The organism is Hahnella aquatica (SeqCode) (assembly GCF_965194505.1).
Taxonomy (GTDB): Bacteria; Pseudomonadota; Gammaproteobacteria; order Burkholderiales; family Burkholderiaceae_A; genus Hahnella; species Hahnella aquatica.
Window position 1 is genome coordinate 297978 of sequence record NZ_OZ239144.1, and the last position, 17928, is coordinate 315905.

The following is a 17928-nucleotide window of genomic DNA, read 5'->3' on the forward strand; positions in this document are numbered from 1 at the left end:
GATGCTAAAGCAACTGCCGAATGTCTGCGGTGAGTTTGTCCACTTCCAGGCCGGCGGGCACCACCAACCGCAGGGCGCCCTTGGTGTCGTACACATACGTGAAGGTGGTGTGGTCGATGGTGTAGCTCATGGGGTCTGCCTTGGCCACCGAAGATTCCACCTTCTTGGCATACACGCGGAAGTCTTTGGTGAGGGCATCGGTCTGCTCACGCGAGCCGCGAAGGCCCACATAGCTCGGGTCGAATGAGGCCAAGAATTTCTTCAAGGCCTCGGGCTGGTCGCGCTCCGGGTCCACGGTGATGAACACCACCTGAAGCTTATCGGCCTCTGGCCCTAACTGGGCCTTTACCTCTTGCATCTTCTGCAGGTGGGCAGGGCAGGCATCGGGGCAGTACAAGAAACCAAAGAACACGGCGGTGACCTTGCCGGGGAAGCTCTTCTCGGTGGTGATCTCGCCATCGAGGTTGGGCAGACTGAAGGCCTGGCCCCAGTTGGCACCGGTGACATCCATGCTGTTGAAGGCGGCGGGCTTTGGGGAGCAGGCCGCAAGCGCCAGAAAGGCGAGAGGCGCGAGGCGTCGAAGATAGGATGTTCGAGAGCGTCGGAGGGGGGTGGGAAGGGTGACTGTCATGGCCCTAGTATAGGAGTCCGACCCCTTACGAAAGTTCGCGCATTTTGCCTTGCCCTTGGTGTTTCCCCCTCTCCCCATGATGAAACAACGAATCGCTGTGATTGGCCTGGGCCTTGCCGGTGCCTGCATGGTTCGGGCGCTCGCCCAATCGGCTGGGCCCGACACCGAGGTGGTGGCCTACGAGGCCGCAGGCGCCCCGGCCACGGGGGCTTCGGGTAACCCCCTCGGGGTGATGCACCCGCTGGTGTCCAAAGACTGGAACCTGGCGAGTCAGTTCTACGCGGCAGGCATTGAAGAGACCTGGGCCTGGTGTGAGTCACTCGGTGGATTGGCGGCCGGTTGGGCAGACCGGTGTGGTGCGCTGCTGATGCCGCAGGGGAATGTGGAGCCCGGCGTGGAGCCCAGTGTGGAAACCTCAGGAGGCTGGATACAGCCGCAGGCACTGGTGGCGGCCTGCCTGGAAGATGCCCGTGCCCGGCTGGGTGGGAGGCTCACGGCTCACTTCAACGCACGGCTTGGGCCTGCGCAGTTTGAGGAGATTCGGGAGGGTTCTGTGGCCGTGGTGGTCTGTGCGGCGGGGGACATGCTTGCCCCATGGGCGTCGGGCCTGTGCTTAAACCGCATTGCGGGGCAGTTGTCATGGCTGCCCGCGCAGCCGCATGAGGGCCCGTCGCAGGTGGTGTGTGGAGATGGCTATGTGGCCCCAGTGGTGCAGGGTCGTTTGGTGGTGGGGGCGAGCTTTGAGCGGCTTGCGGAGGGGGCGGCCGTCGCCGCGTCCCCCTGGCCCGTCACGGCCGAGGGCCACGCCAGCAACCGCTTGCGCTTGGAGACCCTGCTGCCAGGTCTTGCGGCAGCTCTTGCCGACCGTTGGCCGCAGGCTCAAGGCCGGGCATCGGTACGTGTGGCCACTCGAGATCGGCTTCCTCATGTGGGGCAGCTCTGGGACGCGGCCGCTCCATTGCCGCGCAGTGTGTCTCGCCTGGAGCAGATGCCCCGGCAGGCCAGGCTCTACGCCCTGTTGGGCCTGGGTTCTCGGGGCTTGTCCATTGCGCCCATGGCCGCCAGCGCCCTGGCCCGCTGGATCTTGAAAGATGAACCCCCGCAGGGCCGCCTGTGGCAGGCCGTGGACCCAGCCCGCTTTGTTCTGCGGGCCCATCAGCGCAGGGGGGGCTGAGCGCCGAGCCGTCTAGGCCAACAACTGAAATACGGGAAGTCGAGCCGCCAACTTGTCGAAGGTGAGGGTGGTCTCGCATCCGGCCAATTGGGCGGCATGGCCGATGAGAAGGTCGCTTAGCTCCGCCTTGCCGGCTCGGGCGCTGGCCATGACGGCCTGCACCAGCTCCCGGCTCTCCAGGGCAAGGACGGGCATCAGGAGCAGTTCGTGGAGAGTTTCGAGGAGGCTGTCGCGGTCGACGTCGTAGGCCGACTCCAGCACCCAGAGGGTCTCCAACAGAACCATGTTGGAAACATACAAGCGATCTCGGGAGACTTCGGCCTTGTGAAACAAGTCTCGGGCAAGCTTGGACTGACGGGGCTCATCGTTGACCAAGAACCTCACCAGGACATTGGTGTCGATGGCCTTCACTTTTTCTTGAACCCAGCCACGCGTTTGTGAATGGCCTGGTTCATGGCCTCAATAGAGACTGGCGCCTGCTTGGTGCGGTGAAGACGACCAAATACATCCGAGACACTTCGCGTCATGGGCTTGACCAACAGTTCCCCTCGGGGAGTGATGCTGAAGTCAAGTTGATCCCCCGAACTCAAAAGAAGCTCCTCTCGGATGCCTTTGGGAATGGTGACCTGACCTTTGCTGGTGATGGTGGCGGTGGCCATGAGAATTTCCTTACTTTTAAAGTATGTCTTACTTTACTGTAAGAATTAGTCTGGGGCCAGTGCCCCCTGCGCGTCAGACCGTTTTCTTTTAGTCTCAAGCCCATGAACCTGCAACAACTGCGCATCCTCCGGGAAACCGCCCGCCACGACTTCAACCTCACCGAGGTGGCCATGGCGCTTTTTACCTCGCAGTCGGGGGTGAGCAAGGCCATCAAGGAGTTGGAAGAGGAGTTGGGCCTGGAGATCTTTCAGCGCAAGGGCAAGCGCCTGATGGGCTTTACCGAGGCCGGCGTGGCCGTGGCCGAGCATGCCCAGCGCGCCCTTCAAGAAATTGAAAACCTGCGGGCGGTGGGTCAGTCGGTCTTTGAGGCCGATGAAGGCCGGCTCGTGCTGGCCACCACCCACACCCAGGCGCGCTACGCATTGCCAGAGATCGTGCGCGCCTTTCGGGAGCGCTTTCCGAAGGTGCAGTTGGTGCTGCGTCAGGCAAGCCCCCCGGAGATCTCAGACCTGGTGGAGTCTGGCGAGGCGGACATCGGCATCGCCACGGAGTCCCTCACCCAGAACCCGCGCTTTGTCACCTTCCCATTTTTCAAGTGGTTCCATGGGGTGGTGGTGCCCAAAGAGCATGCCCTGGCATCGGGCGGCCTGCTCAGCCTGGCAGCATTGGCCGAGCACCCCATCGTCACCTACCACGAGGGCTTCACCGGCCGCGGCATGATCGATGCCACCTTTGCCAAGGCGGGCTTGAAGCCCCGGGTGGTGCTCGAGGCCCTGGATGCGGATGTGATCAAGGCCTATGTGGCCCTTGGTATGGGGGTGGGCCTCATTGCCTCGGTGGCTTACGATGAGGCCTCTGACGCAGGCTTGGCCTTGTTGGATGCGAGCGAACTCTTTGCAGAAAACACCTCGGTGATTGCGCTTCGCAGGGGCCGATTGCTGCCAGGCTATGTGGCCCATTTTGCAAGGCTCTGCGCGCGTGGGGTGACCGAGGAGGCCCTGCGGGCGGCCGTGATGAAGGAGGAGGCATGACATACCTAAGTGAAGGCGCCGGGGGCGCTGAGGGTGCTGTGGCGCGCCGCAAGGCCGTGACCCTGCCGGGGCTGGCAGCGGCTGCGGCCAAGGGTGAGCGGCTCACCATGCTCACCTGCTACGACGCATCCTTTGCCCATGTGCTGGATGCCGCGGGAGTGGAGATTCTGCTCATTGGCGATTCCCTGGGCATGGTCTTGCAGGGCCACGACTCCACACTGCCCGTCACGCTAGAAGACGTGGCCTATCACACAGCCTGCGTGGCGCGCGCCAAGCCCGCCGCCCTGGTGATGGCCGACATGCCCTTTGGCAGTTACCAGGTCTCGCCCGAGCAGGCCTATGAGAATGCGGCCGCGCTCATGGCCGTGGGCGCGCAGATGGTCAAGCTTGAGGGCGGTGCCTGGCTGGCAGAGACCGTGGCTTTTTTGAAGGCCCGCAGTGTGCCCGTGTGCGTCCACCTGGGGCTCACACCCCAGAGTGTGCATGCCCTGGGGGGCTACAAGGTGCAGGGCCGCGGTGCGGCGGGTGATGCGCTCATTGCCGAGGCCCAGCAGCTGGAGGCCGCCGGCGCAGACATGGTGCTCGTGGAACTCATTCCCACGCCGCTTGGAGAGCGGCTCACGCAGGCCTTGAAGGTGCCCACCATTGGCATTGGGGCTGGGCCCCACACCAGTGGGCAGGTGCTGGTGCTGCACGACATTCTGGATGTCACGCCCGGGCGCAAGGCCCGGTTCGTGAAGAACTATTTAGCCCAGGAGGGCAGCGTGCAGGCGGCCGTGGCGGCCTTTGTGCGGGAAGTGAAGGATGGCACCTACCCAGGCCCAGAGCATGGATTCGAGTCTTAAAACATTGATTTAAATAAGTTTTTCGTCTCCCCCCCCCCGATAAGAAAAACCCTTTTGACAATTTAGTTTTACCGCTTAAAGTCATCCGCTAGATGGATGACGAACTCTCAATCACAGACCTGATCGATTTCTTTTTGGAGACGTGGGTCTCGCTGCTTGCTGCGGCCGTTGGCGGCCTTGGATTGGGATTGGTCTTGAGCCTCGCCCTGCCCAAGCAATACGAGATCAAGGCCTTGGTGCAAATTGCCGAGGTGGGCGGCCTGGGCCGCGCCGAGCCCCCGGCCGTGGTGATTGAGCGCATCAAGACCGATGGCTTTCGGGCACGGGTGGGTCAGGCCTTGGGCGATGCCCAGGTCACGGCGACCATCAAGATCGACCCTGTGCGCAACACTGAGCTCGTGCAGCTCACCACCCGAGCAGAGACCGCCGAGCGGGCCTTGGACATCTCGAAGGCCTATGTGAGCGCCCTGGCCGATGTGCATGCCGAGCGGGTGGCGCCTTATTTGGAGCGCATGCGGCTGCACTTGGAGTCGGTGGAGGCGGAATTGGTGAGGGCCACGGCCATGCGCGATGGCTTTGCGGCTCGGATGATGCGCTCTGCATCGGCCGGTGGGCAGTCCTCGGGGGATGTGATTCTGAAGGGCAGCCTTCTGCAAACCCAGGAGAGCCTGGTGCGCAGCCTGTCAGACCAGGCCTTCAACCTGCGCAATCAATTCGATGAGAACCGAATCTTCCCCACGCGGCTTTTTGTCGAGCCAGTCGTGTCGGTGGGCATTGCGCCCGTCTTCCCTCGGCCCGAGCTCTTTGCCGCCCTGGGCTTCTTGCTGGGCGGCATGGTCATGTTGGTGGTTCAGGTCTTGCGGCGTGTCAAGCGGCCGCAGCCGTCTCCTGTTTCCGATTCGCCCACGCCTGCGTGAGCAGTGCGACCAGCACACCCAAAAACAAGCCCCCCAGCAGCGCCACGAGTGTGACGAGCCGCGTCTTGGGGTAGACCGCGCCCGTTGGCAGGATGACCTCTTCCACGGCCTTGGTAGGCTCGGTGTGAAGGGGTGAGAGGGCGAGTTGTAAGCGCAGTTGACGCTCCACCAGTTGCGCCTGCTGGGTGACCAATTGGCCTTGCATCTGGCCCATCATCACGGCAATGGTGGGGTCGATGCGCGAGAGGCTGCCGGTCTTGCCCAACAAATCTTGCAGCAGCGCCCGGGTGGACTGCAGCTCGTTCTGCGTGCTCGCGAGCGATTGCTCGAGGTTGCGCACCGTGCTCTCGGCCTGCTGGGCGTGCTGCTGCGCGAGGCTCTGGATGGCGTATTCCACGGCCTGTTTGGCCTGCTCTGGCGAGGCGGCCCGTGCGGTGAGCTCGAGCAGGCCCGTGCCCTTGGGCTCCTTGCCGGTGAGCGAGGAGGAGAAGCCCAGGGCACTCTGGGCCTTCAAGGCAAAGGCATCGCTCTGGAGGCGCTGAAGGGTGGCTGGAATGGACTCGATCTGGGTGGAGAGACCGCCATCCCCCCGGATGGCCGCCTGCAGGTTGCCCACCTTGGCGAGTTGCACCAGGCCGCGGGCCTCGTATTGGTTGGGGATGAAGAGCGTGGCCACAAAGGCAAGGGCCGGGGCCGCGATGCCAAAGGCCGCAATGATCTTCCAGCGGGCTCGGAGGGTGTCGAAGATCTCCCAGAGGGAGATTTCATCGTCGTCGTAGGGGTGGAGGTTTGGGTCTTGCTGCGGAGACTGGGCTTTCATCTCCGAGAGTATGACAAATTTTTTTAACGCATCTTGCTCGTGGTTGTTGTGGTCGCAACGGCAGGTTGTTGGACGGGATAGGACACTGCAGACACCCCGTATTTCTCGGCAAGGCCCAGTTCGACTCGAAGTGGAACACCGTCAGCCTCCCGGATCCACAGTAGAAGGTTCGCATCCGCACTGGTCGTTCTCTTCAACTGGAACTGCACCACATTCACGCGGCTCTTGTTGAAGATGATCTCCATCCTTGAGGCCACAAAGGTTTGCTTTGGATGCAGCTTTTTCGCGTCAAAGACAGAGATGGTCAGAGGCTTGGCTTGCACGGGTCTGCCCATCCACAAATACGGCAAGCTCATGAGGTCCGTGACGAGGCCATCGACTCGCTTCTCTTCCACGGTCTTCTGATTGCGCAGGAATGTGATCCGATCCCGCTTTGGGGAGAGCCGAGCCTCGAGGATGTCTGAGCGCGTGCCGCGCTGTTCAAGCATTCGGTGTCCGAGCCATCCGGCCTTGGTGAGCGACCCCTCGGACAGTCGCCTCACCTTGTCGAGTTTGGAGACCAAGGCCACTGTCCTCGGCATGGGGATCTCCGCCTCTAAGCGATAGGTCTTGCCATCGGCCTGCGGCTTGAACTGCTCATCAAAGTCGGAGATGGTGACGTCTTGCCCGAGGAGTTTTCGGGCTGTGGCCGTGGTGGTAGGCACGCCTGCCTGGTCTGAAAATCGCAGTTGCAGGCGATACATCTCAGCAGAAGCATTGCCCAGGGGTAGCACTGCGCAGGTGAGGGCGAGGGTGCTAAGCAGCAGCGGGCGCATTTCGAAGCCTTTTAAAAAGGCGAACCATCAACAGAACAAAGATAGACAGGAACAATCCACCCATGGCTCCGATGGTGATGTATCGGGCCCCCGATCTTGAGGATCCCTCTGGGACTGACGGCGGCGTGAGGAAGTGATGCAACTCGAGATACCGTTGCTTGGATTCCAGGAGCTGAAGTTGCAGGCCCAGTTGTAGCTCTCGCGCGGGCTGAGGCAGCGTGCCCTCCCCGTCGAAGACATTTTTAATCTCGGTTTCAAGTGCAGTCAAGAGAGACTGGCCCGTGCGGTGTTGTTCTGGAAGTCCAGCAATTCGTTGGGCCATGAGCCCAGACCATTTCGCCTGAATCAAAAGCCGGTCAGCATTGCGCTTCAACTCATTCGCATCGGAGATTGCAGTCTCCAGCGCCACGATCTGAGCGATGGGGCTCATGAATCGATTGCCGCCACCTTCGATGCTCACCACTGTGTTGCTCTCCAGTCGCCGTGCTTCTGGGTAATTGGAGAGCACCGCTTTTAGCTCGCTGATGCGGCGTTGAGCCTTGCGGATATCCTCGTCCGCCTTGATGAATTGGCTCTCGATGTTTGTCTGTGTCTTCTCGGCTGACAAGACCGCGGACTGAATGATCTGCCTCAAGTGACGCCACAGAAGAACGTCTCGGATGAATGCGCCTGTGGCCAGCACACCCGCGTGTGCTTCCTCGGGGGTGGGAGCCGACGCCTTTATTTCAAGGCCAAGCAGTTGGTTTGCCTCTTCCTTGAGGCCGACCATATCCTTCAAGTCCTTCTTAGTGACGGAGGCTGCAAGCTTGACCTGGTTGTCCCAAAAGGTTTCGGATCCGAAGTGCGCGGCAGCAAACCTTGCGGCGGGAGTGTCCGGCCCCAGAGACAGGAACGCTTCACGAGCGCTCGTGGAGCGCAGGATTTCGTTGCTGTCTCTCCAAATACCAATCGAGAGACCGGGTGTGCGCAGCATCCCGGAGGACTCGTATTTCGGCGATACAAGCGTAAAGCCGCCGGCAGCCAGTCCGAATGAAGCAGCGCCCAAGGCCATCCACCGCCAGGTCTGAGCGACGAACTCAAAGACTGTCCTCGCGAGTTCCTCTAGGCTGATCTCGTCGTCATAGGCGTTATCTGGAGGGCTCATCCCTTGCTTGATCCGTTCTGTTGATTTGTGAGGAAGGCGGCGAGTTCAGCCTTGGCTGCGTCAAAGAACTCCGGGGCCAAAACAATGTGCTTGAAGCGCTTGTCGCTGCTGTCCTGTTCGAGTTCCAGCAGCCCTCGAGACTGAAAGCTGGACAGCACCATGTGTAGCGTTGGGCGAGACAGGCCTATCTGTTTTGAGAGGTCTGCAATGGAGAGGCGATCCAAGCCACCGCGCTCCGAGGCTTTGGCAAGGAAAAGTGCAACCGTGAGTGATGACTTGGAGGTGAACACATGAACGATAAGAAAACATGACGCGTCAGGAAGTCTTTACGCGTTGTAAGGGTTTTCCCGGATGGGGGGGGGGGGGGTAAAAGCTATCTAACTAAATCAAGTAGTTAATTTGAGAGAGAGTATTTTTTGCTGCAAAAAACCATTTACATAAAAGGTGTTTTGGAGGGCCCGCTTTGGCCGAGTGGATGGGCATTAAAGGGGCATTTTCGGTAACATGTTAAAAATCATGAATTGACTTTGAGGTTCCCAATGCCCACTTCGCAGAGAGTTTTAAACAACGTCAGTCGCTCAAGAGCTCGGATGCGAGAGGCCGGCCTGCGGCCGATCCAGTTCTGGGTGCCAGATACCCGTCGGCCGGAGTTCGCAGCCGAAATTCGGCAGCAGTGTTTAGCGCTGAAACAGGACGCGCTCGAGACCGAGATGCTCGAGTTCACGGAGCAGGCCGCTTCAGAGATCCTTGACTGGAAATGATTCAGCGGGGTGACCTTGTCACCGTGGCGCTCCAAGGGGACTTCGGAAAACCCCGGCCAGCACTGGTGGTTCAAACAAATTTTCTCGCGGAGCTCGAGAGTGTGATTGTTGCGCCGGTCACCAGCGAATTGCGCAACGCGCAGTTTCGGGTGACCATCGAGCCCTCCCCATTAAACGGGCTGAAGGTTCTCTCACAGGTGATGGCGGATAAGTTAACGGCGGTGCCCCGGGCCAAAGTCACCAAGCCATTTGGAAAAATTGACGATGCTCGGTTGCGACAAGTGGACCGATGCATGCTGGTTGTATTGGGGCTTACCTAAGACATGAAAATTCTGGTCACCGTGAAGCGCGTGGTGGACTACAACGTGAAGGTTCGGGTCAAGCCCGACGGCTCGGATGTGGACATTGCCAACGTGAAAATGAGCATGAACCCCTTCGATGAAATTGCGGTGGAGGAGGCGGTTCGGCTCAAGGAATCGGGTGTGGCCACCGAGGTGGTGGCCGTGAGCTGCGGCACCACGGTGAGTCAAGACGTGCTGCGCACGGCCATGGCCATGGGGGCTGATCGTGCGGTGCTGGTGGTGCTCGATGAGCCCGAGGCAGCGAGTTTGGAACCCCTGGCGGTGGCCAAGCTTCTGGCGGCCGTGGTGGCCCGCGAGAAGCCGGACTTGGTCGTCATGGGCAAACAGGCCATTGACGATGACGCCAATCAGACGGGCCAGATGCTCGCGGCCCTGTGCGGCTTTCCGCAGGCCACCTTTGCATCCAAGCTCGAGGTGGTGGGCACAGACGGTCAGCGTGAGGCGCATGTGACCCGTGAGGTGGACGGTGGGCTGCAGACGGTGGCGGTCTGCCTGCCCGCGGTGGTCACGGCAGACCTGCGCTTGAACGAGCCCCGCTATGTGACCCTGCCCAACATCATGAAGGCCAAGAAAAAAGAGATTGAACAACTACAGGCCTCTGAACTCGGTGTGTCGGTGGCGCCTCGCGTGAAGATGCTCAAGGTCTCAGACCCACCCGTTCGCCCCTCAGGCGTGAAGGTGGAGACCGTCTCCGCGCTGGTGGAGAAGCTGCGCGACGAGGCGAAGGTCATTTAAATGAGCACACTGGTTCTGGCAGAACTCGACGATCAGCAGTTGGCGCCCAGCCTGGGTGCAGTGGTGGCCGCCGCCAGCCAATTGGGTGGGCCCGTGGTGGTGCTCGTGGCCGGCGGCTCGGGCAGTGAGCCTACGGCGCAGGCGGCTGCGGCCTTGGATGGCGTGACCCAGGTACTGTTTGCAGAGGGGTCCGCACATGCGCATGGCCTTGCCGAGCCACTGGCAGACCAGGTGCTCGCAGCCATGAAGGCAGGTGGCTACAGCGCGGTGGTGGCCGCGGCCTCGAGCCAGGGCAAAAATGTTTTGCCGCGCGTGGCGGCGCTCTTGGACGTGGGCATGGTCTCGGATGTCACCGTCGTGCTGACACCCGACACCTTCGAGCGGCCCATTTATGCGGGCAATGTGGTGGCCACGGTGCAGACCACAGACGCCATTCGGTTGCTCACCGTGCGGCCCACGAGCTTTGAGCCGGTGGCTAATCGCGTGGATGGCGCGGCACCCGTGGTACCCGTGGACTGTGTGGCGGCATCCACGCAGTCTCGATTCGTGTCTCAAGACAAGGCCCTGCGTGACCGGCCAGAGCTCGGCTCGGCCAAGGTGGTGGTCTCAGGGGGCCGGGGCCTGGGCTCAGCCGAGCAATACCAGGCCTTGCTCATGCCGCTGGCAGACAAATTAGGCGCAGCGCTGGGTGCTTCGCGTGCCGCAGTGGATGCGGGCTATGCGCCCAACGACTGTCAGGTGGGCCAGACCGGCAAGGTGGTGGCCCCGCAGCTCTACATTGCAGTGGGTATGTCGGGTGCGGTTCAGCACCTGGCTGGCATGAAGGGCTCGAAGGTGATTGTGGCCATCAACAAAGATCCAGACGCGCCCATCTTCCAGGTGGCAGATTACGGCCTGGTGGCGGACCTCTTCGAAGCCGTTCCAGAACTCACGCGGCAACTGCCGTGACCACCCCGCCCGTGCTCACCGAGGAGATCTTCCTGCAGGCCACGCCCTTTGAGGCGCGCGCCGTGCGGCTCATTCAAGGGGTGGTGCAAGAGATCGAGGTGGAGCGCAGCTCACAGCGCGGCCATGTGGGCAACATCGTGATGGGCCGCGTGAGCCGGGTGCTGCCGGGCATGCAGGCGGCCTTCATTGATGCGGGATTTGCTCGAACCGGTTTTTTGCATGTGGCCGATGTCTGGCAGGCCAAGCTGCAAGACGGCGAGGCCTTGGAGACCCCACGGCCCATTGAGCGGGTGCTCTACGAGGGCCAGCAGTTGTTGGTGCAGGTGATGAAGGACCCGCTGGGCAGCAAGGGGGCGCGGCTCTCCACCCAGCTCTCGATTGCGGGCCGTTACTTGGTGTACCTGCCTTTCGACACTCGGCCAGACCCCTCAAGCGCAGAGCCTCGCATCGGGATCAGCCAGAAAATTGAAGACCCAGCAGCGCGGGACATCCTGAAGGCAAGGCTCCTGGCCCTGGTGCCCGCGGATGAAGAGGGCAGTTTCATTGCGCGCACCCAGGCTGAGGATGCCTCCGATGAGGCCTTGGCCAACGACATCGCCTACCTGCGCCAGCGCTGGGAAGAAATTCGGAACGACAGCCGCGAGGCTGCACCGGGGTCGGTCTTGTACCGGGAGTTGAATCTGGCCCAACGGGTGCTGCGCGACTGGGTGGGCGACCGCACCACCCGCGTGCTGGTGGACGACCCCTACCGCATCGATGGCCTGCGTGTGTTCGCAAAGCAGTACATGCCAAGCGTGATGCCGCGCCTGGAGAACTTCACGGGCGATCGGCCTCTCTTTGAACTCCACAACATTGAGCAAGAGATTGCGGCCGCCTTGAAGCGTCGCGTGGACCTTAAGAGCGGTGGCTACCTGATCATCGACCAGACCGAGGCCATGACCACGATTGATGTGAACACGGGTGGCTATGTGAGTGGGCGCAGTTTTTCCGAGACCATCTTCAAAACAAATTTAGAGGCGGCCCAGGCCATTGCCCGGCAGCTGCGGCTGCGCAACCTGGGCGGCATCATTCTGGTGGACTTCATTGACATGGCTGATGAGGCCCACCGCGAGCAGGTGCAGCAGGAACTGGGCCACGCCCTGGAGCAAGACCGTACCAAGGTGCGCATCAGCGGGTTTACATCCCTGGGGCTGGTGGAACTCACCCGCAAGCGCACGCGCGATTCCTTGGCCCAGCAGCTCAGCCAGACCTGCCCCACCTGTGAGGGGCAGGGCCGCATCAAGACCGCGCAGACCATCTGCTACGAGATTCTTCGAGAGATTGCCCGCATGGCCAAGCAGTTTCAGCCGCGGGAGTTCCGCGTGATGGCCAACCCCGAGGTGATCGAACGATTCCTGGAGGAAGAGGCCGGTTTCTTGAATGCCCTGATTGATGAGATCGGCAAGCCGATCACGCTCTCGGTGGAGGGGGAGATTCCGCCGGGTGGGTATGACATCGCGCTGCTCTAGCGCACGTGGCATCGCGCTGGGTCGGTGGCGGCGCGAGTCCAGTTAAACTAGCGGACTTCCTCGAACCTTCACTTTTTGAATCATGAAAATCGCTCAAGAACTCCGCCTCGGCAACGTATTCATGCTTGATGGCCAGCCCCAGGTTGTGCTCAAGGCCGAGTACAACAAGTCCGGCCGCAACGCCGCCGTGGTGAAAATGAAATATAAGAATCTGCTCACGGGCTCGGGCTCCGAGCAGGTCTTCAAGGCCGACGAGAAGTTCGAGGTGCTGGTGCTCGACCGCAAAGAGGTCACCTACTCGTACTTCGCAGACCCGATGTATGTCTTCATGGATGCGGAATACAACCAGTTTGAGGTGGAGGCCGACAGCATGGGCGACGCCTTGAACTACCTGGAAGACGGCATGGCCTGCGAGGTGGTCTTCTACGACGGCCGCGCGATTTCTGTGGAGATGCCCACGAGCGTGGTGCGCGAGGTGGCCTACACCGAGCCTGCCGTGAAGGGCGACACCTCCGGCAAGGTCATGAAGCCCGCCCGCATTGCGCCCACCAACTTCGAGATCTCCGTGCCCGCCTTTGTGGACATCGGAGACAAGGTCGAGGTGGACACTCGAACCGGTGAGTACCGCAACCGGGTGAAGTAGGCCCAGCAAGGCCTGGGGTCCACGCCGATGCCCAGCGCCTTTTCTGTGCTCATCGTCTGCCATGTGGTGGACCACTATGGCGATGCCGGCGTGTGCCTGCGGCTTGCGAAGGGCTTGGCGGCTCGGCAGTGCCGGGTGCAATTGGTCATCGATCAGCCGGCGCTGATTGCCAAGATGTCGCCGACCCTTCCTGCGAATTTGCGTGTGACCGAAGGCCTCACCGCCCTGGAGGCGCGCGCTGTGCCAGACCTCCTCATTGAAGCTTTCCAGCACGAGGCTCCATTCGAGTTTCGGATGGACCTGGAGCGTGCGGCTTCGTTGGGTGCGCGGCCGAGGCGCGTGCTTCTGGATTACCTGGCCACCGAGCCTTGGGCTGATGCCACGCAGGATTTGCTTGCGCCCGACCACGCGATCAACCGTGCCTTGAACACCAAGGGCGGGCCACGGCTTGGCGGTTCTGGCCCAGCGGCCCAGCGGGTGTGGATGGCACCGAGTTTTGGGCAGGGGTTGGTAGTGGGGGAGCCGGGGCAGTTTCGGCGGGTGTTGGAGTTTCGTGGGGCGGAGGATGGAGCGGGGGGCGTGGCGGAGGGTGATGACGTAGGAGCACCTGGTGCTGTGTGGCCTTTGCGGGGGAATCGGGTTGGTGGTGCCGCGGGTAAGTCCCGGGCGTTGCGGGCCGAGCATATTGGTGTTGCCACTTCTACCTTTAGGTTTCTTGGCTTCGGCTACGACGACGCCCCTTGGAGTGCACTGGAGGCGGCCGTTGCTGAACACGGGTTGCCACCAGGGTTTGCTGACTTTCACATCCATCGCCCCACGGGTTTGGATTGCAGCCAAGATGAATTCGACATGCAGCTCTGTGCGGCTGACTTCAACTTCGTTCGCGGCGAGGATTCCTTTGTGCGAGCCCATTGGGCGGCTGCGAGCACTCGGGCGGTGCCCTTTGTCTGGCAGCCCTATCGGCAGGCTGATGCCGCACACCGCGACAAGTTGGTCGGCTGGATGAACCAGGTGCTGCCAGGCGATGCGCTTGCAGCTCTGCGAGATTTCCATCTCGCCTTCAATGGGCTGGCTGGCGAGGCTTCGTTGGGGGTTGAAGATGTAGGTGCTGCCTGGCAGCGCCTTTTGCAAGGCTGGGGGGAGATGCGGCGGGCACTTCAAGCCTCTTGTCAGCGGCTCGCCCAACGGCTGTCGCTGGAGGATCGGTTGATTCAGCTGTTAGAGAGGGTTTAGGCACCGCTTTGGGCGTTATCTGTGCAAGTCCAAAAGACGCTCTAGGTTCTCCCTCACCGCGAAGCGATCCCGGTCAGACAAGAGCCCTGCCCTCCGAATCACCAACTGGTTGTCCAGGGTAAACAACTTCATGCGAACCACAGAAGTTGACGACAGCCCTGCGCAAGCTAAGTCTTGTATCGGTGTATCCAATGGCCAATCGGACTTTTTCGCACTGGTAATCATGGCGAGCACCGAGTGACCTGCCTCCAGACCGAACACGCTCGGATTTGAGATGACCAGAGCAGGACGCCTCTTTGAACTCGTGCGTTCCGTAAACGGGAAAGGCACCACCACGACATCAAATACATCAAAGGTCACGATAGGCCTCGTCATCCTCTCGAGAAGACCACTCGCTCAAGGTCCCTTCCAGGGCAGCGGCAAAGACAAGATCGATGGGACCAGCCTTTCGCAGGTGAATACCACCGGCCTCAATGTCAAAGGCGATGGAGTCACCGGCCTCGAGGCCTAGCGAACGACGCACGGGCTCCGGGATGGTGGCCTGATACTTTCGGGTTAGTTTGCTGACGGGTGTTTGCATGACAAGCGCTCCAATAGATAATAGGTAATACTAGCATTACCCATTACTGATTGCTACGTGTTGCGCAACCCCCGCCGCCAGCGTCTCGAACATCCGTTGCTGGCCAAACGACTGCGCAAAGCCCAGGCGGGTCATGGTGGCCAACACCTCAGGCCGCACGCAGGCGAGTCGCATGGTCACTCCACGCCCAGCGAGATGGGCATCCAAATGCTTCAGGGCATCCAGGCCAGAGCTGTCCACCGACAGCAGGCTTGAGAGGTCGAAGACCTGAATGGGTTCGAGCGGCAGCTTTGGATCAAGCAGGTGCTCGAGCCGGCTCACCGCCCCGAAAAAGAGCACACCCGTGAGGCGGCGAACTTCGATGCCATCTAGGCTTTTGCCTTGCCCGCTGTGCGCAGGCGCTTCGCCGACGCTGGCGTCACCGACGCTCGCTTCCTCTACCTCCAGCACCCCGAGGCGCTCAAGCTCCGTCCTGTCCACCACCTCCACCCGTGTGATCTGGGACATCCGATAAATGAAGACTGCACAGGCCATCACCAGGCCCACTTCCACGGCCACGGTGATATCCACCACGATGGTGAGTACGAAGGTGGACAACAGCGTGGCCCGATAGGCGAGGCTGTAAGCCTTCATTTCTTTGAAGGCGCGCCACTCGCCCATGTTGTAGGCCACCACGAGCGCCACGGCCGCAAGGGCTACGAGCGGAATCTGCTCGGCCAGTGGTGCGGCCCCCAGCACAATGGCGAGCAAGACCAGGGCATGCACCATGCCCGAGACGGGCGTCTTCGCACCCGACCGAATGTTGGTCACGGTTCGGGCCACCGTGCCCGTGGCGCAAAAGCCACCGAAAAGGGGGCTCACGATGTTGGCTGCGCCTTGGGCCATGAGTTCTTGGTTCGGGTCGTGCCGCTCTTTGGCCAGGCCGTCGGCAACACGGGCGCAGAGCAATGACTCCACCGCACCGAGCAATGCAATGGTGAGAATCGGCGCAAACAGAAACTGCACGGTGCTCCAGTTGAAGTCCGGCAGGCTGGGCGCGGGCAGGCCCCTCGGAATCTCACCAAAGGCACTGCCCACGGTTTCTACCGGCAGGCCCAACACGGCCACCAGCAGCGTGCTGCCCACAATGGCCATGAGCGTGCCGGGCAGGCGAGAGACGATGCGCCCCACCATGGTGGGCTGTGGGTTGTAGCTCTTGGGCCACAGCAGAATCACCGCCAGGCAAGCGAGCCCAAGGCCAAAGGTGAGCGGGTCTGCCGTGGGCAGGGCCTGCGCCAACGCCTGCATTTTGGAAAAGAACTCCGCAGGCAGTGCAGGGCCGTCAAGGCCCAAGAAGGCCTTGATCTGCGAGAGGGCGATGAGCACGGCAATGCCACTGGTAAAGCCCATCACCACCGAGATGGGCACGAGCCGAATGAGGTTGCCCATGCGCAGCAGTCCCATGAGGATCATGAGCAAACCCGCACAGGCCGTGGCAATGAGCAGGTTCGGAATGCCATAGCGCTCCACGATGGCGTAGACCACCACGATGAACGCGCCCGCAGGCCCGCCGATCTGAACCGAGGAGCCGCCGAGCGCTGAGATGAGAAAGCCCGCGATGATGGCGGTGATGAGCCCCGTCTCTGGTGGCAGGCCCGATGCGATGGCAAAGGCCAGCGCCAGGGGCAGGGCCACGAAGGCCACGGTAAGGCCGGCCGAGGCATCCGCCACAAAGGTCTGGCGGTTGTAGTCCGCCAGGTGATCCAAAAGCTTGGGGCGAAAGTGGGGTCGCCAGTGAGGCTGAAAGGGCAGCCAGCCGAATGTCCTGCTCAGGGACTTGCTCAGTGACCGGGTGATGGCTGCCATGCCATGATCGCGTGTGCGCACAGCCACCAGCATACTCGCCGCCCACGTCTTGTCCATGTTGGGCTTTTCCAGCTATGCCGTGAGCCTGGTGGAGTTACAGGCTTTATGGCAACTCTCAAACACCGAGTCTGGGCTGGTGGCCAGTGCGTTTTTCATTGGCTACATGAGCCTGGTTTCGATGTGGAACGCACTCACCGATCGGCGAGACCCTCGCGAGATTTATGCCGTGGGCTCGGCCCTGGCCGCAGCCGGCAGCCTGGGCTTTGCACTCTTTGCTTCGGGCTTTGTATCTGGATTCTTCTGGCAGTTCTTGCTCGGTGCCGGGGTGGCCGCCACCTACATGCCTGGCCTGCGGATTTTGTCGGATCAGTTCGAGCCAGGTGCGCGGCAGAGCCGATTTGTGTCTTTCTACACCGCCTTCTTTGGTGTGGGTGCAGCGGCGTCCTTGTGGCTCTCGGGCTGGGCCGTGGATGCACTCGATTGGCGATGGTCCTTCGGGCTTGCGGCCCTGGGCCCAATGGCTGCCTGGGCACTCATGTGGATGGTCACCCAGCCGTGCAAGCCTCCAGAGGAAGCCATCGAGAACCTAGCACTCTCGAGTGCAGGGCCGCACTGGGCTTGGCGGTGGGCCATGATGATTTTTCCAGTGCCGGCGTGGAAGGTGGCCTGGCAGAGCCCAGCTGTAAGGGGCTACACCATCGGCTATGGGGTGCACTGCTTGGAGTTGTTTGGCTCGCGCGCGTGGACGGTCGCCTTCTTGGTGTTTGCATTTGGGGTGGGCTCCGGTGCCTCGCCTTGGTCGGCTGCAGCAGTGGCGGCCTTCGTGAATCTGATCTCCACACCGGCCTCCATTCTGGGCAACGAGTTTGCCCTTCGCATGGGCCGGCGCCGTTGGATTCTCTGGGTGATGGCCTCTGGCAGTTTGGTGGGGGTGGCCATGGCCTTGCTGGCCCAGGGCCCGTGGTGGATGGTGGTCGTGCTCATGAGCATTTACTCGTGTTTGATCATGGCGGATTCGGCCACGCTCACGGCGGGGTTCGTGGGCAGTGCCCCCGCGGCGGTGAAAGGTGCCGCCATGGGGCTTTATTCCTTGGTGGGCTTTGGGCTTGCGGCGGTGGGCCCGGCCATCTTTGGGCTGGCGCTGGATCTCTCCGGTGGTGCGCAGGTGCCCATGGCGTGGGCGGCGGCCTTCTTGGCGATTGGCGCGGGCTGCTTGGGCTATGTCTTTGCGGAGCGGCGGCTCTTCAGAGGCGAGGGTCAGCCTGGTTAGCGTGCT

The 17928-nt window shown here is 61.6% G+C and carries 22 protein-coding genes; 12 read left to right on the forward strand and 10 right to left on the reverse strand.

The genetic code is table 11. The annotated features are described in order from the left end of the window. Nucleotides 1–4 precede the first annotated feature (4 nt). On the reverse strand, nt 5–631 hold the full coding sequence (locus AC8GDA_RS01520) for an SCO family protein (protein WP_506556559.1): 627 nt from the start codon (nt 629–631) through the stop codon (nt 5–7). A gap of 76 nt (nt 632–707) precedes the next feature. Between AC8GDA_RS01520 and AC8GDA_RS01525 the strand changes: the two genes are divergently transcribed. Continuing rightward, nucleotides 708–1805 carry an FAD-dependent oxidoreductase gene (locus AC8GDA_RS01525; protein WP_506556560.1) on the forward strand — a complete coding sequence of 366 codons (1098 nt, stop codon included), beginning with the start codon at nt 708–710 and terminating at the stop codon, nt 1803–1805. Between the two features lie 12 nt (nt 1806–1817). Here AC8GDA_RS01525 and AC8GDA_RS01530 read toward each other — a convergent pair whose 3' ends face one another. Beyond that, entirely contained in the window at nt 1818–2216 is a 399-nt protein-coding gene (locus AC8GDA_RS01530; protein WP_506556561.1) for a type II toxin-antitoxin system VapC family toxin, read from the reverse strand. Next, a complete protein-coding gene (locus tag AC8GDA_RS01535) occupies nt 2213–2464 on the reverse strand; it encodes an AbrB/MazE/SpoVT family DNA-binding domain-containing protein (RefSeq protein WP_506556562.1) in 252 nt (83 codons plus the stop codon). The genes AC8GDA_RS01530 and AC8GDA_RS01535 overlap by 4 nt, the downstream gene beginning before the upstream one ends. Before the next feature lie 102 nt (nt 2465–2566). Between AC8GDA_RS01535 and AC8GDA_RS01540 the strand changes: the two genes are divergently transcribed. The 3 genes from AC8GDA_RS01540 (at nt 2567) to AC8GDA_RS01550 (ending at nt 5258) form a co-directional block, all read left to right on the forward strand. Next, entirely contained in the window at nt 2567–3496 is a 930-nt protein-coding gene (locus AC8GDA_RS01540; RefSeq protein ID WP_506556563.1) for a LysR substrate-binding domain-containing protein, read from the forward strand. Next, a complete protein-coding gene (gene panB, locus AC8GDA_RS01545; protein WP_506556564.1) occupies nt 3493–4341 on the forward strand; it encodes a 3-methyl-2-oxobutanoate hydroxymethyltransferase in 849 nt (282 codons plus the stop codon). Before AC8GDA_RS01540 ends, panB begins: the two co-directional genes overlap by 4 nt. A gap of 92 nt (nt 4342–4433) precedes the next feature. Next, entirely contained in the window at nt 4434–5258 is an 825-nt protein-coding gene (locus AC8GDA_RS01550) for a hypothetical protein (RefSeq protein ID WP_506556565.1), read from the forward strand. Here the strand turns inward: AC8GDA_RS01550 and AC8GDA_RS01555 are convergent. From AC8GDA_RS01555 to AC8GDA_RS01570, 4 genes are all read right to left on the reverse strand, one after another. Then, nucleotides 5209–6078 carry a Wzz/FepE/Etk N-terminal domain-containing protein gene (locus AC8GDA_RS01555; RefSeq protein ID WP_506556566.1) on the reverse strand — a complete coding sequence of 290 codons (870 nt, stop codon included), beginning with the start codon at nt 6076–6078 and terminating at the stop codon, nt 5209–5211. The genes AC8GDA_RS01550 and AC8GDA_RS01555 overlap by 50 nt on opposite strands. A 23-nt stretch (nt 6079–6101) precedes the next feature. After that, on the reverse strand, nt 6102–6893 hold the full coding sequence (locus AC8GDA_RS01560) for a hypothetical protein (RefSeq protein WP_506556567.1): 792 nt from the start codon (nt 6891–6893) through the stop codon (nt 6102–6104). Next, nucleotides 6874–7944, reverse strand: coding sequence for a hypothetical protein (locus AC8GDA_RS01565; protein WP_506556568.1), 1071 nt, complete (start codon nt 7942–7944; stop codon nt 6874–6876). Before AC8GDA_RS01565 ends, AC8GDA_RS01560 begins: the two co-directional genes overlap by 20 nt. Nucleotides 7945–8033: 89 nt before the next feature. After that, entirely contained in the window at nt 8034–8327 is a 294-nt protein-coding gene (locus AC8GDA_RS01570) for a MarR family transcriptional regulator (protein WP_506556569.1), read from the reverse strand. A gap of 300 nt (nt 8328–8627) precedes the next feature. Between AC8GDA_RS01570 and AC8GDA_RS01575 the strand changes: the two genes are divergently transcribed. The 7 genes from AC8GDA_RS01575 to earP all read left to right on the forward strand — a co-directional run bounded on the left by AC8GDA_RS01575 (nt 8628) and on the right by earP (nt 14227). After that, nucleotides 8628–8798 carry an antitoxin MazE family protein gene (locus AC8GDA_RS01575; RefSeq protein WP_506556570.1) on the forward strand — a complete coding sequence of 57 codons (171 nt, stop codon included), beginning with the start codon at nt 8628–8630 and terminating at the stop codon, nt 8796–8798. Further along, nucleotides 8795–9118: a type II toxin-antitoxin system PemK/MazF family toxin gene (locus tag AC8GDA_RS01580; protein WP_506556571.1), complete on the forward strand. Its 324-nt coding sequence runs from the start codon at nt 8795–8797 to the stop codon at nt 9116–9118. The genes AC8GDA_RS01575 and AC8GDA_RS01580 overlap by 4 nt, the downstream gene beginning before the upstream one ends. A gap of 3 nt (nt 9119–9121) precedes the next feature. Continuing rightward, nucleotides 9122–9895: an electron transfer flavoprotein subunit beta/FixA family protein gene (locus tag AC8GDA_RS01585; RefSeq protein WP_506556572.1), complete on the forward strand. Its 774-nt coding sequence runs from the start codon at nt 9122–9124 to the stop codon at nt 9893–9895. Further along, entirely contained in the window at nt 9896–10843 is a 948-nt protein-coding gene (locus tag AC8GDA_RS01590; protein WP_506556573.1) for an electron transfer flavoprotein subunit alpha/FixB family protein, read from the forward strand. Beyond that, entirely contained in the window at nt 10840–12351 is a 1512-nt protein-coding gene (locus AC8GDA_RS01595; RefSeq protein WP_506556574.1) for an Rne/Rng family ribonuclease, read from the forward strand. Before AC8GDA_RS01590 ends, AC8GDA_RS01595 begins: the two co-directional genes overlap by 4 nt. A gap of 82 nt (nt 12352–12433) precedes the next feature. Beyond that, complete coding sequence (gene efp / locus AC8GDA_RS01600) at nt 12434–12994, forward strand: elongation factor P (protein WP_506556575.1); 561 nt, start codon at nt 12434–12436, stop codon at nt 12992–12994. A 27-nt stretch (nt 12995–13021) separates the two neighbouring features. After that, entirely contained in the window at nt 13022–14227 is a 1206-nt protein-coding gene (gene earP, locus AC8GDA_RS01605; RefSeq protein ID WP_506556576.1) for an elongation factor P maturation arginine rhamnosyltransferase EarP, read from the forward strand. Between the two features lie 15 nt (nt 14228–14242). Here the strand turns inward: earP and AC8GDA_RS01610 are convergent, their stop codons facing one another. From AC8GDA_RS01610 to AC8GDA_RS01620, 3 genes are read right to left on the reverse strand one after another with little or no spacing between them, the layout of a single operon-like run. Next, nucleotides 14243–14602, reverse strand: a complete 360-nt coding sequence (locus AC8GDA_RS01610) for a type II toxin-antitoxin system PemK/MazF family toxin (protein ID WP_506556577.1) — start codon at nt 14600–14602, stop codon at nt 14243–14245. Next, the gene (locus tag AC8GDA_RS01615; protein ID WP_506556578.1) at nt 14577–14807 is read right to left on the reverse strand and encodes an AbrB/MazE/SpoVT family DNA-binding domain-containing protein; all 231 of its coding nucleotides are present in this window, start codon (nt 14805–14807) and stop codon (nt 14577–14579) included. The genes AC8GDA_RS01610 and AC8GDA_RS01615 overlap by 26 nt, the downstream gene beginning before the upstream one ends. Nucleotides 14808–14843: 36 nt before the next feature. After that, nucleotides 14844–16709, reverse strand: a complete 1866-nt coding sequence (locus AC8GDA_RS01620) for a SulP family inorganic anion transporter (protein ID WP_506556579.1) — start codon at nt 16707–16709, stop codon at nt 14844–14846. Here AC8GDA_RS01620 and AC8GDA_RS01625 point away from each other — a divergent pair. Further along, on the forward strand, nt 16708–17922 hold the full coding sequence (locus AC8GDA_RS01625; protein WP_506557168.1) for an MFS transporter: 1215 nt from the start codon (nt 16708–16710) through the stop codon (nt 17920–17922). The genes AC8GDA_RS01620 and AC8GDA_RS01625 overlap by 2 nt on opposite strands. Nucleotides 17923–17928 lie beyond the last annotated feature (6 nt).